10 protein-coding genes are annotated in these 14342 nt (G+C 34.8%); all 10 read left to right on the top strand.

Annotation, left to right across the window (positions count from 1 at the left end; all coding sequences use genetic code 11):
- Window positions 1-17 precede the first annotated feature (17 nt).
- The 10 genes from B0M43_RS18775 to B0M43_RS18730 all read left to right on the top strand — a co-directional run bounded on the left by B0M43_RS18775 (window position 18) and on the right by B0M43_RS18730 (window position 14339).
- The gene (locus B0M43_RS18775) at window positions 18-755 is read left to right on the top strand and encodes an SDR family NAD(P)-dependent oxidoreductase (RefSeq protein WP_078007714.1); all 738 of its coding nucleotides are present in this window, start codon (window positions 18-20) and stop codon (window positions 753-755) included.
- 27 nt (window positions 756-782) lie between these two features.
- Window positions 783-1952: a mannonate dehydratase gene (gene uxuA / locus B0M43_RS18770; protein WP_123921828.1), complete on the top strand. Its 1170-nt coding sequence runs from the start codon at window positions 783-785 to the stop codon at window positions 1950-1952.
- Window positions 1953-2316: 364 nt separating this feature from the next.
- Complete coding sequence (locus B0M43_RS18765; RefSeq protein ID WP_078007712.1) at window positions 2317-3429, top strand: endo-1,4-beta-xylanase; 1113 nt, start codon at window positions 2317-2319, stop codon at window positions 3427-3429.
- A 224-nt stretch (window positions 3430-3653) separates the two neighbouring features.
- Entirely contained in the window at window positions 3654-5087 is a 1434-nt protein-coding gene (locus B0M43_RS18760; RefSeq protein ID WP_078007711.1) for an MFS transporter, read from the top strand.
- Window positions 5088-5116: 29 nt separating this feature from the next.
- Window positions 5117-6151: a glycoside hydrolase family 43 protein gene (locus B0M43_RS18755; RefSeq protein WP_078007710.1), complete on the top strand. Its 1035-nt coding sequence runs from the start codon at window positions 5117-5119 to the stop codon at window positions 6149-6151.
- A 51-nt stretch (window positions 6152-6202) separates the two neighbouring features.
- Window positions 6203-6916 (top strand): NUDIX hydrolase, encoded by a 714-nt coding sequence (locus B0M43_RS18750; RefSeq protein ID WP_078007709.1) that lies wholly within the window; start codon window positions 6203-6205, stop codon window positions 6914-6916.
- Between the two features lie 142 nt (window positions 6917-7058).
- Complete coding sequence (locus tag B0M43_RS18745; protein ID WP_078007708.1) at window positions 7059-8546, top strand: xylulokinase; 1488 nt, start codon at window positions 7059-7061, stop codon at window positions 8544-8546.
- Between the two features lie 4 nt (window positions 8547-8550).
- Window positions 8551-9876, top strand: coding sequence for a xylose isomerase (xylA, locus tag B0M43_RS18740; RefSeq protein ID WP_065448460.1), 1326 nt, complete (start codon window positions 8551-8553; stop codon window positions 9874-9876).
- A gap of 176 nt (window positions 9877-10052) precedes the next feature.
- Window positions 10053-10709: a fructose-6-phosphate aldolase gene (gene fsa, locus B0M43_RS18735; protein ID WP_078008015.1), complete on the top strand. Its 657-nt coding sequence runs from the start codon at window positions 10053-10055 to the stop codon at window positions 10707-10709.
- Between the two features lie 540 nt (window positions 10710-11249).
- Window positions 11250-14339, top strand: a complete 3090-nt coding sequence (locus tag B0M43_RS18730; RefSeq protein WP_078007707.1) for a TonB-dependent receptor — start codon at window positions 11250-11252, stop codon at window positions 14337-14339.
- The last annotated feature ends 3 nt before the right edge of the window (window positions 14340-14342 follow it).

Here is a 14342-nt window from a genome sequence, read left to right as displayed (position 1 = left end):
TACATAAAAAAAATAATATGAATACAAAAACAGCAATTGTAACCGGAGGAAATTCAGGTTTAGGTTTTGCAACCGCGAAGAAATTATGTGATAACGGAATCACAACGTATATCATTGGAAGATCAAAAGAAAAAACAGAAGAAGCTTGCGCTGAAATTGGTGCAAATGCAATTCCGGTTTTATTTGATTTGAATGATATTGCGGGGATTCCTGCGATGATTGCAAGTATAACAAAAAATAATCCTATCGATATTTTGGTAAATAATGCCGGAATTAATTTAAAGAAAGAGTTTTTGGATGTAACCGATGAAGAGTTTCTTTCGATAATTCATACTAATTTGTTAAGTGTTTTTGCCGTGAGTAAAGCTGTAGTAAAAAACATGAAAGATAATAACGGCGGAAATATTATCAATATTAGTTCAATGGCATCGCAATACGGAATTCCAAAAGTAATTGCTTACTCGGCAAGTAAAGGTGCTATAGAATCTATGACAAGAGCGATGGCGGTAGAATTGGCTCCGTTTGGCATTCGTGTCAATTGTGTGGCTCCGGGTTTTATTAAAACCAAAATGTCAGCAAAAGCGCTGGACAGCGATCCGGAACGTAAAAATAAAGTACTGTCGAGAACTCCAATGGGAATTTTAGGAGAACCTTCGGATATTGCAGATGCGGTTTTTTATTTTGCGTCAAGCGAATCTAAATTTACAACAGGAACTATTTTGCCGGTTGATGGCGGAAACAGTATTGGCTTTTAATTAAAAGGAATAGATATCATGATAAAAATGCAACAAACCATGCGTTGGTTTGGTCCTCAGGATTCTGTAAGATTAATAGATATTAAACAAGCCGGAGCAACCGGGATTGTAACGGCTTTGCACCAAATTCCGGTTGGAGATGTTTGGACAATTGAAGATATTAAAGAAAGACAGGAACTAATTACAAACGCAGGATTAGAATGGACAGTTGTAGAAAGTTTGCCGGTTCATGAAGAGATTAAAAGAGCAAGCGGAAATTATTTACAATACATTGAGAACTATAAAATCAGTATAAAGAACCTTTCTGATTGTGGTATTAAAACAATCACTTATAATTTTATGCCCATTTTAGACTGGGTTCGAACAGATCATGATTTTGTAAATGAAGACGGGAGTAAAGCCTTGTTATACAATCAGGAAGCATTTACCTACTTTGATGTATATCTTTTAAAAAGGCCAGGTGCTGAAAACGATTATACTGCAATTGAAAAGGAAAATGCATTGAAATTTGGCAACAAACTTTCTGAAGATGAAAAAGAACTGCTTTTTAAAAATGTACTATTAGGTTTGCCGGGAAGTAAAATCAATTTTACTGCAGAACAAATTCTTTCATTATTAGATAATTACGCTGATATCGATAATGAAAAACTAAGAGAAAACCTGATTTACTTTTTATCAGAAGTTGCACCAATTGCTCAGGAATTAGGTTCGCAATTAGCCATTCATCCTGATGATCCGCCCTTTTCGGTTTTGGGATTACCAAGAATTGTTTCTACAGAAAATGATATTAAAACTATTTTTGAAGCAGTTCCATTGCACTCAAACGGTTTGTGTTATTGCACCGGTTCTTTAGGGGCAAATACGGAAAATAATTTGGAGAAAATTATAGATGATTTTGGAGACCGAATTCACTTTTTGCATCTTCGAAATACTTTCCGCGAAAGCGAAACTGTTTTCAGGGAATCAGAACATTTAAAAGGAGATACAAAAATGGAAATTATTGTAGAAAAACTGCTTCTTTTAATGAACAAAACAAAAGTGAGTTTACCAATGCGTCCCGATCATGGCTTTTTGCATGCTGTCGATGACGCAAAAGAAACATATCCCGGATATTCACTGGTAGGAAGATTAAAAGGATTAGCCGAATTAAGAGGTCTTGAAATGGGAATTGCTTATAAACTGAAAGAATTGAGGTAAAACAGCAAGGTTCTGTCATTTCGACGAAGGAGAAATCACACTAAAAATTCCACAAGCAAAATCGCCAATCTTTGTCGAAGCCTGCGTGTGATTTCTCATTCGTCGAAATGATAATATTGAGTTTAAACTTTGCATCTTAGCGCCTTTGCGAGATAAATTTTATTTTCTAAAAGCTTAACTTAATCACATTGCCCAGCAAGACTTTAATACAATAAACGTGTTATATTGGCTATAAATATTATGCTTCTGCGGAGCTTTAATATTAAAATTTTAAAAAAAAAAATATTTTGAAATCAACACAGAATCTCTGTGTTAAAAAATAATTACCAACAACGTGCCAGCTACTAATTTTAAATCATTAAATATGAAATTAATCAATCACCGTTTGCTGCTCCTGTCTCTTGTAATTTTAGGCAGCTGCAATTCGAAAAAAGAAGTACAAACTGTTTCGTTAAAAGACAGTTATAAAAAAGATTTTTATATAGGAACCGCTTTAAGTAAAGATCAGATTGAAGAAAAAAATGCCACAGAAGATTCTTTAATAAAAAAAGAATTTAATGCGATAACGGCAGAGAATATTATGAAATCGATGTTTATACATCCTGAAAAAGACAAATACGATTTTACATTATCAGACAAGTTCGTAGCCTATGGTGAAAAGAATAAAATGTTTATTCACGGTCATACCTTGATCTGGCACAGCCAATTGGCACCCTGGATGGAAAAAATTAAGGATAGTACAGCAATGAAAGCCTTTATGAAAGACCATATCACCACAATTGTATCCAAATACAAAGGCAGGGTTGATTCGTGGGATGTTGTTAATGAAGCTTTAAATGAAGACGGAACTTTAAGACAATCGATATTTTTAAACACACTTGGAGAAAAATACCTTATTGATGCCTTCAAACTAGCCGCTGCAGCAGATCCTAAAGTAGATTTATATTACAATGATTATAATAATGAAGAGCCGGCAAAAAGGGAAGGAAATATTAATTTGATCAAAAAAATCAAAGCAGGCGGAGGGAAAATTGACGGAGTAGGTATTCAGGCGCATTGGAAACTGAATTATCCATCATTAGCAGAAATTGAAAAAAGTATTTTGGAGTATTCTGCCCTGGGTATTAAAGTTGCATTTACTGAACTTGATATTTCGGTACTGCCAAATCCAAAAGATTTAAACGGCGCCGATGTAAATCAGAATTTTGAAGGGAATGCTAAAATGAATCCGTATCCTAAAACACTTCCCGATTCTGTACAGGTTAAACTTGCAGATCGTTACGCTTCAATCTTTAAATTATTTTTAAAGCATAAAGACAAAATTAGCCGTGTAACATTTTGGGGAGTTCATGATGGGCAATCATGGTTAAACGACTGGCCTGTAAAAGGAAGAACAAATTATCCATTATTATTCGATAAAGACTTAAAACCTAAGAAAGCGTATTACGAGGTAATGAAGCAGAATGATACAAAATAATAAAAAACCATGCTTAAAAACATTTTTTATTATTAAATACACAACCGAATGTGTAAATTGATTACATTCATTTAATAGTTTGTTACGCAGTTGCATATTATGTTTTTTTGTATAATTTTACACAACCGATTGTTTTAATAAATAATTGCTTTGTCACTATAACTATCTATTTCGAATTTAGAAGAACAGAATCTAATTTCAGCCAAAAAATAACCACATAAATAATGAATTACATTTCACAAAAATTATCCATTAAAGAAAAAATCGGCTATAGTTTAGGAGACCTTGCTGCGAATTTAGTTTTCCAGACTTTGATGACCTATCTGGCGTATTTCTACACAGATATTTACGGTTTATCTCCCACGCATTCGTCTATCATCATGCTTGTTGTGGGACTAATTGCAGCTTTTATTTTTAATCCTATTATTGGTATACTCGCCGACCGTACCATTACCAGATGGGGAAAATTTAGGCCATGGATATTAATAACGGCCATACCGCTAGGTGTAATTGCATTACTGGCATTTACAACACCCAATTTCTCGTACCACGGAAAAGTAATTTATGCCGTAGTAACCTATACCTTATTACTGCTTTTTTATGCCGGTAATAATTTGCCTTATTCGGCTTTAAGCGGAGTAATAACAGGCGATATGAAAGAAAGAAACAGTTTGTCCTCTTATCGTTTTGTAGCGGTAATGTTTGCACAATTTTTTGTTCAGGTTTTCATGCTCGGCATTATCAAAAGTGCCGGAAACGGAGACAAGGCAATTGGTATCGAAAAGGTAATGACCGTTTTAGCAATCATTGGTACCATTATGCTGCTCATTACTTTTTTAACTACAAAAGAGCGTATTATTCCTAAACCGGAACAAAAATCCAGCGTGCGTGAAGATTTAAGCGATTTAATGAAAAACAAGCCTTGGGTTATCATGCTAAGTCTTACCACATTAGTATTTATTACTTTGGCGATGAAAGGCGGATCTTATGTGTACTATTTTGAAAATTATGTAGATAAAGAAGAATTGGCTCTTTTTATACAGCCCATTTTGGAGGTGTTGTCAAAAACAGGATTGAATCATTTTGGGAATGATCCCGTTTCTGCAGGTTTTGGATTGTTTAATGCTGGCGGAATTATCTTTATGATCGTCGGAATTACCTTGTCTAAAGGTTTGGCTGATAAATACGGTAAGAGAAATGTATTTGGTTTGTTTTTATTTATTTCGACCTTATTTGTTCTCGCCTTTTATTTCTTTCCGCCCAAAGCTATTGGCTTTATCTTTTTCTCCCAGATTTTACACGGATTTTTCTACGGAATCACAATTCCGCTTCTTTGGGCAATGATTGCAGATGTTGCCGATTATTCGGAATGGCTGAATAACCGTCGCGCTACGGCCATTATTTTTTCGGCTATGATGGTAGGTTTAAAAGCAGGTTTAAGTATTGGCGGTTCATTGACAACCTTGTTTTTAGGATATTTTCACTATGTGCCAAATTCTCCAACCCAAACAGATTTTGCTATAAACGGAATCAAATTATTGGTTAGTGTTTTTCCTGCAATCCCTTTTTTAACGGGCGTTGCCTTATTGTTTTTCTATAAAATTGATAAAAAGACAGAAGTACAGATAGAGGCAGATTTAAAAGAAAGAAGAACTTAATTATTTTATATAAAACAAAAAAAACGACTATGCCTGAAGATAGTATTGAAGAAATTAATTTCGAGCAAATTAATAAAGAAGCCATTTCACAGCCTTTGGTGTCTCATATTTATACAGCAGATCCGTCTGCACATGTATTCAATGGTAAAATTTATATTTATCCATCACACGACATAGATGCCGGTATTCCGTTTAATGATAACGGAGATCATTTTGGTATGGAAGATTATCATGTGTTTTCAATGGAAAATATCAATTCAGAAACTTTGGATAATGGTGTGGCATTGCATGTAAAGGATGTGCCGTGGGCAGAAAAGCAAATGTGGGCACCTGACGCCGCTTGTAAAAACGGAAAATATTATTTGTATTTTCCTGCGAAACGTGCTGACGGAATTTTCCAGATTGGAGTTGCAAGCAGCGATTCGCCTGTTGGTCCTTTTTTGCCGGAGCCCGAGCCTATAAAAGGGAGTTATAGTATTGATCCTGCTGTTTTTGAGGATGATAATGGAGAACATTATATTTATTTTGGAGGTATTTGGGGAGGACAACTTCAAAAATACAGAAACAATAAATACGATGTAAATTATGAAGAACCAACGGATAATGAGCCTGCTTTAGGGCCAATAGTGGCATTATTGACGCAGGATATGTTAGCATTTGCCGAAGAACCAAAAGAAATCCAAATTTTTGATGAAAACGGTAAAGTAATATTGGCCGGAAATAATGAAAAACGTTTTTTTGAGGCTTCGTGGGTACATAAGTATAATGGGAAATACTATTTTTCATATTCTACAGGCGATACTCATTTTATTTGTTACGCGACAGGAGATAGTCCTTATGGACCGTTTACTTATCAGGGCCGAATTTTAAATCCGGTTGTAGGATGGACCTCACATCATTCTATTTGTAAAGTAGATGATGAATGGTATTTATTTTATCATGATTCGAGTTTGTCAAAAGGAATTACGCATTTGAGAAGTATGAAGCTAACTAAAATCGATTATCTCGAGGATGGTACAATTGTAACTATAGACCCTTATGGCATAAGGAGAATGATGGATTAAGATTTCGGTTTATTGTGAAAATAATAGTAAGACGCTAAAATTTTATTTTCTATGGAAAGGGGAGATGAAAAAATAAAAAATAGTAGCAGCCAATATACTTCAAACAGAATAGAAATTGATTGTGTAATCTTTAATTTTGAAGGCGAAAGCCTGAAAGTTTTACTGGTTAAACATAAAGACAATCAGGGAAAACTAAACTTTGAGCTAGCTAAGGATTATATAAAAGAAGGGGATACAATATCAGGCACCGCACAAAATATTTTAAAGAAGTACATAGGCGTTGATAATTTTTTTCTGGAGCAATTGAAAGCTTTTGGTTATCCGTCTTCATCGTCCTATCAGGAAGATATTGCGATAGGATACTATGCGATGGTTAAAAAAAATATCGAAGATATCGAAAATGATATTTTTAATCCAAATGTTGCATGGATTGGTATTAACGAAATTTCAGGTTTAAACGATAAACATAAAGTAATTCTGGATTATAGTTTGAAAGAATTACGAAAGAATATTTGCAAAAGTGCCATTGGATTTAATTTACTGCCGGAGAAATTTACTTTACTGCAAGTCATACATCTTTATGAAGAAATCCTCGGCATCGAAATCAATAAATCTAATTTTAGAAGAAAGATATTGCAAATGGATTTAGTGCACGATTCAAATGAAAAAGAAGAAGCTGTTTCGCACAGAGCTGCCAAATTTTACACGATCAATTTAAAACAGCAGGAAGTATTATCGCAAAGAGAGCTTAATTTTAATTTTTAAATAATGATGTGTGTAAATTTAGGTTTTATTTTTCATTCCTATTTTGCGGTATTAGTAACAAAAGCGGCGGATTTCATCACGCACAATAAGGTGGTTCACGATGATGTGTCAACAAATTTAATTTAAGAAATTCATTAAAGGTATGTATTATATAGGATATGATATTGGAAGTTCTTCGGTCAAGGTTGCCTTGGTTGAAGCTGCTACAGGAAAAAAAATAATCGTTTTGCACGAACCGCAAAACGAAATGGAAATTGTGTCATTGCATCCGGACTGGGCAGAACAGGATCCTGAAATGTGGTGGCAGCACATTTGTCTGGCCACAAAAAGAGCAATTCGTGAAGCTAATATCGAAGCTTCGAAAATTCAGGGAATTGGGATATCTTATCAAATGCACGGATTGGTTATTGTGGATAAGGACGGTAATGCACTCCGAAATTCTATTATTTGGTGTGACAGCCGTGCGGTTGAAATTGGTAATGAGGCTTTCGCCGAAATTGGAGCTGAAAAATGCTCGGAACATTTACTAAATTCTCCGGGAAATTTTACAGCTTCAAAACTAAAATGGGTAAAAGAAAATGAACCTGAAATTTATAAGCAGGTTTATAAATATATGCTGCCGGGAGATTATATCGCCTATAAGCTTACAGGAGCCATTACAACAACAAAAAATGGTTTGTCCGAAGGTATGCTTTGGGATTATAAAGAAAACAAAGTAGCCAGATGGCTGTTGGATTATTACGGAATCGATCAGTCATTGACGCCGGATATTGTAGAGAATTTTACAGATCAAGGTATTTTAAACGAAAAAGCATCAAAAGAAACAGGACTTCCTGTGGGGATTTCTGTGGTATACAGAGCAGGAGATCAGCCTAATAATGCATTGTCGTTAAATGTATTAAATCCTGGTGAAGTTGCTGCAACAGGCGGAACTTCAGGCGTTTTTTATGCCGTAAGCGATATGTCTGCAGGTAATAAAACAAACAGGGTAAACAATTTTGTACACGTTAATTACGAATTGGAAACACCAAGAATAGGAAAATTATTAAATATTAACGGAGCCGGAATTCAGTACCGTTGGCTGCGAAACAATATGGGTGATGAAACCTACGAATCAATGAACCGAAAAGCCTCTAAAATTGGTATTGGATCTGATGGATTAGTGGTAATTCCGTTTGGAAATGGTGCAGAGCGTATGTTCAACAATAAAAACATTGGAACACACTTTTTAAATCTCAATTTGAATATTCACAATAGCGCACATTTATTCAGGGCTTCTCTTGAAGGAATTGCTTTTTCGTTTGTGTACGGAATGGAATGCTTAAAAGAAGACAATGCAACAATAAATGTAATTAGAGCCGGTAATGATAATTTATTCCGTTCTGAGATTTTCTCTAATACGGTGGCAACATTAATTGGTCATGAAATCGAAATTTACAACACAACCGGTGCAGTTGGAGCAGCAAGAGCAGTGGGTTTAAAAGATGGCGATTACAATAAATTTGGATCAAGTATTACTACTAATGATCACGTAATGACTTTTTTACCATTAAAAAACAAAGAGCCTTATGACAAGGCTTATCAAAAATGGAAACAAGAATTAGAATTTATATTAACACATAAAAAATAAAAAAATGATAGTTTTAGGAAATAAAGAATACTACAAAGGTATTGGTGCAATTAAATTTGAAGGAAAGGAATCTGATAATCCATTAGCATTTAAATATTACAATCCGGATCAGGTTGTTGCAGGAAAAACAATGCGTGAGCACTTTAGGTTTGCTATTGCATACTGGCATACCTTCTGCGGACAAGGAAGTGATCCGTTTGGTCCCGGAACGCAAAATTTTGCGTGGGATCAGTCTTCAGATCCAATTCAGGCAGCGAAAGATAAAGCAGATGCAGCTTTTGAATTTATCAGCAAAATGGGATTTGACTATTTCTGTTTTCATGATTATGATTTAGTTGCCGAAGGACCAACGTTTGCAGAATCAGAAAGACGTTTGGCAACGATTACAGAATATCTAAAACAGAAAAAAGCTGAATCCGGAATTAAGTTGCTTTGGGGAACTTCAAACTGTTTCTCAAACCCAAGATTTATGAACGGTGCAGCTACAAATCCTGATTTTAATGTAGTGGCAAGAGCGGGAGGCCAGGTAAAATTGGCTTTGGATGCAACAATTGCTTTAGATGGAGAAAACTACGTATTCTGGGGCGGGCGTGAAGGTTATATGTCTCTTTTAAACACAGATATGGGAAGAGAATTAGACCATATGGCACAATTTTTAACCATGTCAAGAGACTACGCAAGATCGCAAGGCTTTAAAGGAACCTTCTTTATTGAGCCAAAACCAATGGAACCATCAAAACACCAATATGATTTTGACTCGGCAACAGCAATTGGATTCTTAAAAGAATATGGCTTAGATAAAGATTTTAAAATTAATATCGAAGTCAACCACGCCACATTGGCACAACATACTTTTCAGCATGAACTCGAAGTAGCTGCAAAAGCAGGAATGTTAGGAAGTATAGATGCCAATAGAGGAGATTATCAAAATGGCTGGGATACAGACCAATTTCCAAATAACATTCAGGAAACTACAGAAGCAATGCTTGTTTTTCTGAAAGCAGGCGGATTACAAGGCGGCGGAGTAAACTTTGATGCTAAAATCAGAAGAAATTCTACCGATATTGAAGATGTTTTCCTTGCTCATATTGGTGGCGCTGATACTTTTGCAAGAGCATTATTGACTGCAGATAAAATTATTACTTCTTCTCCTTACGAAAAACTAAGAAAAGAAAGATACAGCTCTTTTGATGCAGGAAAAGGGAAAGATTTTGCTGAAGGAAAATTAAACCTGAAAGATTTGTACGATATCGCAAATCAAAATGGTGAGTTGGCATTGCAAAGTGGTAAACAGGAATTGTTTGAGAATATTATCAATCAGTATATCTAATAATAGCTATGTGATAGTTATAGAAAGTTAACATACAGTTCGCTTTTTATAGTACACTTTGCGATAAGAATTAAAAGAAAATATTTCACACAAAAGAACCACTATCATTGTCATTCCTCGTTCCGGGGAATGACAAAAAAAAATGCTTATTAACCAACCAAATTAAAAACAAAAAAATGAAATTTTTTATAGATACTGCCAATTTACAAGACATTAAAGAAGCACAGGAATTAGGTGTTTTAGATGGTGTAACGACAAATCCGTCGTTAATGGCTAAAGAAGGCATTACAGGAAAAGATAATATTTTGAAACACTATCTTGATATTTGCAACATTGTAGATGGAGATGTTTCTGCAGAAGTGGTTTCAACAGATTTTGATGGAATGGTAAGAGAAGGCGAAGAGCTTGCTGCGTTACATCCGCAAATTGTAGTGAAATTACCAATGATTGCAGATGGAATTAAGGCTTGTAAATATTTTTCATCAAAAGGAATCAAAACCAATGTCACATTGGTCTTTTCGGCAGGACAAGCTTTATTGGCTGCCAAAGCAGGTGCAACTTATGTTTCGCCTTTTTTAGGAAGACTGGACGATATATCAACCGACGGAATGCATTTAATAGAAGAGATCAGGGAAATTTATGGTAACTATGAATACAAAACCCAGATTCTCTCGGCTTCAATCAGACATACCATGCATATTGTAAATTGTGCAAAAATAGGTTCTGATGTCATGACTGGGCCTCTTTCTGCAATAAAAGGGCTCTTAAAACATCCGTTAACTGATATCGGACTGAATCAATTTATTGAAGATGCCAAAAAAATGCAATTGTAATATTCTTATTATTAGTTTACTACATCACTTTTGCTGATTTTAAAATCAGTTTCAATCTTCTAAAAAGCTTCTTTCAAATCCAATTTGAAAGAAGCTTTTTTATTTTTAATAACAACCGATTGTTTTTAGCGCCTTTTTGGTTGTGTTTTTTAGAAAAAAAACCTAGTTAAACTGCTGTTTATAGTAAATACAGGGCTTTATTATCTCGTATTCCTCTTTTTTAACAATATTTTTACTTTAAAAAACCACAATTCTAAGCAAATATGCTTTTCCGTTTTACTTTTATGTTTTTTTTAATTAAATGTAAATTATACCTCACTATTATTAAAATTACAATTAAAACGAATTGGGTTAATGAATATTGTTTACTATTTTAGGTTAATAATTATTCAGAATATTTTTTAAAGTTGTTTTTTTTATGAAATATTTAAAATAATAACAAACAACCGATTGTGTATTGTTTCATTTTTTTTATATTTGTTACTAATACACTTATTAACTCAACCAAAATTTAATTTTAACTATCTAACATCAATTTTTATGAATAACTTTTTTGTTACAAGTAAATTGAAGCATCAAAAATGCTTTTATTTTTTGATCTTAATGTTTGCACTTTCGCTCCATGCGGGTGCGCAGACAAAAGTTACCGGAACTGTATCAGATGCCAATGGTCCAATTCCTGGTGCGAATGTAAATTTAAAAGGAACAAAAACTGGCGTAAGTACAAGTTTTGACGGTACTTATTCTATCGATGCGCCTTCTAATGGTATTCTTGTTTTTAGTTTTATAGGTTTAAAAAACAAAGAAATAGCCTTAAACGGGCAAACTCAGGTTAATGTAAAACTAGAAGAAGATGCAGGTATTTTAAAAGAGGTAGTTGTTATTGGTTACGGAACACAAAGAAAAGAAGCCGTAACGGGATCCGTAGCATCTATTGGAGGAAACGAATTAAATCAAGTTCAGGCTGCTAACGTAACGCAGGCATTACAAGGTCGATTGGCCGGTGTGGAGCTTTTACAGACTTCTTCTAAACCAGGAGCTGCGATGCAGATTCGCATACGTGGGACAAGATCTCTTACAGGAGACAATGATCCGCTAATTGTACTTGATGGGGTTCCGTTTGCCGGACAAATTGGAGATATTAATCCTGTTGATATTAAATCGGTAGATATTTTGAAGGATGCTTCTGCTACTGCTATTTATGGATCACGTGGAGCAAATGGTGTAATATTAATCACAAGTAATAAAGGACGTAAAAACCAAAAAGCAACATTTAATTATAATGGGTTTAGTGGTATTAAGCAGGTTTTTGGAAAATACGATATGATGGATGGTGCTAAGTTTGCTGCGCTCCGCGATTATTCAACACTATATGTTGATGGTCTGGATGAATCAAGAAGTACAAATATGGACTGGCAGGATGCACTTTATGGTGCCGGCGAAATGATTAGTCATGACGTTAGTGTTACCGGAGGTACCGAAGGAGGTGCATACAATGCGGGTTTAGGTTATTACAAAGAGGAAGCTGTTTTACCAGGTCAAAGCTATGAGCGTTTTACTCTTAGAGCAGGTTTAGACCAGCAAATAGGAAAATCATTTCGTTTGGGTTTTAATACTAATAGTAACTACGCTGTTACAAATGGTGATAACATTGGTACAGGAAATATATTGGGAACTTCCCCGTTGGCAAATCCGTACAATGCAGATGGATCATTAAAAAGAACAGTTAGAATGGGTCCGGATGAACAATGGGTATATACAAGAGAATCAATCAATAATCTCGGCGACTCGTATGTTAACTTAAACAGAGCGTTTAGTACTTATAATAATATTTTTGCCGAGGTAAAAATACCTGGAGTAGAGGGATTAAAATATCGCATGAATACAGGATTGAATTTGCGTACGTCTAATAATGGTTATTATGAGGGTAAAGGCGTATTTGATGTTAATGCTGCCACACTATCAGAATCATCGATAAGAAATGAATTATCTACACAATGGCTTATCGAGAATTTGATCACATACGACAGGACTTTTGCAGAGAAACACACCGTGAATTTTGTCGGATTATATTCTAATGAGCAGTATACAGGAAATAAATCAGATATATCACGCAGAGGAGTTACTTCTGATGCTTTCCAGTTTTACAACTTAGGACAAAGTGAAGAACCTATTATTATCAAACCTGAAGATCAGGATTACACACAATGGGGATTAACTTCCTATATGGCAAGAGCAATGTATTCTTATGATAATAAATATTTTATTTCAGGAACGATTCGATCAGATGGTTCTTCAAGACTTGCTGCCGGCAATAAATGGTTTACTTATCCGGCTGTTTCTGCAGGCTGGACAGTTTCTAACGAAGCATTTATGAAAAAACTTACATGGGTTAATTTAATTAAATTACGTGCAGGATACGGAAAAACATCTAATCAGGCTATCGCTCCATATTCAACTTTGGGCGCTTTAAGTACCAGGCCCTATAATTTTGGCGGTACAAATTTAACAGGTGTTTATTTTACGGATGCACCAAATGCTAATTTAGGATGGGAGTTTTCTACAACCTGGAATTACGGATTAGATTTTGGATTCTTTAATAATCGTTTATCAGGTACAGTTGAATATTACAAAACCAATACAAATGATGTTTTACAAAAAGTAGCTTTACCTGTTACCTCTGGTATCAATGCCTATACTGCAAACATTGGTGAAACTGAAAATAAAGGGTATGAAATTTCTTTAAATGGCGTCATTATAAATAATCCGGATGGTTTGAGATGGTCGGTTGGTTTTAACTTATATGCCAACGAGAATAAGTTGGTTAAACTTGCATCAGGAGCATCAAGAGATGAGAGTAACTCATGGTTTGTTGGGCACAATATAAATTCTATTTATGATTATCAAAAAGTAGGTATTTGGCAGGAAGGCGATCCTTATATGTCTGTTTACGAGCCAGGTCCAACAGGAATTAATCAACAAGGAACTGTAGTAGGATCTATCAAGGTCAAATATACAGGAGATTTTAATGCTGATGGTTCGCCAACACGTGCCATTAACGCAAGTGACAGACAAATAATAGATACTGATCCGGACTTTCAGGGAGGATTTAATACTAATTTAAATTATAAAGGTTTTGATTTTTCTGCTGTTGGTGCTTTTAAAAGCGGAGGGGTATTAATTAGTACACTTTATGGAGGCGCAAGTTACCTTAATCAGCTTAACGGTAGAAAAAGTAATGTTGATGTTGATTACTGGACACCGGATAACAGAGATGCTGAATTTCCTAATCCAAGAGGTATCAGAAGCGGAGATAATCCGAAGTATATGTCTACAATGAGTTATTTTGATGCTTCTTATGTAAAAATCAGAGCAATAACATTGGGGTATACATTAGATCAGCAGTTTATGAGAAGTTTAGGAATTGAAAAGCTGAGACTATATTTCACGGCACAAAATCCTTTTGTATTATTCTCTCCTTATCATAAAATGTCTGGAATGGATCCTGAAACAAATTCATTCGGAAACGAAAATCAGGCAGTAAATTCATATGCAAAAAGGTTTTTGGTTATTGGAACTAATACACCTTCAACCCGAAATTATTTATTAGGAATTAATTTAACATTTTAATCA

This window comes from Flavobacterium sp. KBS0721, assembly GCF_002007065.3.
GTDB lineage: Bacteria > Bacteroidota > Bacteroidia > Flavobacteriales > Flavobacteriaceae > Flavobacterium > Flavobacterium piscis.
Note: the sequence above shows the minus strand (reverse complement) of the source record. Positions and strands in the feature narration are given on the sequence as shown.

Coding starts and splice junctions, on each gene's coding strand:
- B0M43_RS18775 (WP_078007714.1), top strand. CDS start 18: ATGAATACAAAAACAGCAATTGTAACCGGAGGAAATTCAGGTTTAGGT.
- uxuA (WP_123921828.1), top strand. CDS start 783: ATGCAACAAACCATGCGTTGGTTTGGTCCTCAGGATTCTGTAAGATTA.
- B0M43_RS18765 (WP_078007712.1), top strand. CDS start 2,317: ATGAAATTAATCAATCACCGTTTGCTGCTCCTGTCTCTTGTAATTTTA.
- B0M43_RS18760 (WP_078007711.1), top strand. CDS start 3,654: ATGAATTACATTTCACAAAAATTATCCATTAAAGAAAAAATCGGCTAT.
- B0M43_RS18755 (WP_078007710.1), top strand. CDS start 5,117: ATGCCTGAAGATAGTATTGAAGAAATTAATTTCGAGCAAATTAATAAA.
- B0M43_RS18750 (WP_078007709.1), top strand. CDS start 6,203: ATGGAAAGGGGAGATGAAAAAATAAAAAATAGTAGCAGCCAATATACT.
- B0M43_RS18745 (WP_078007708.1), top strand. CDS start 7,059: ATGTATTATATAGGATATGATATTGGAAGTTCTTCGGTCAAGGTTGCC.
- xylA (WP_065448460.1), top strand. CDS start 8,551: ATGATAGTTTTAGGAAATAAAGAATACTACAAAGGTATTGGTGCAATT.
- fsa (WP_078008015.1), top strand. CDS start 10,053: ATGAAATTTTTTATAGATACTGCCAATTTACAAGACATTAAAGAAGCA.
- B0M43_RS18730 (WP_078007707.1), top strand. CDS start 11,250: ATGAATAACTTTTTTGTTACAAGTAAATTGAAGCATCAAAAATGCTTT.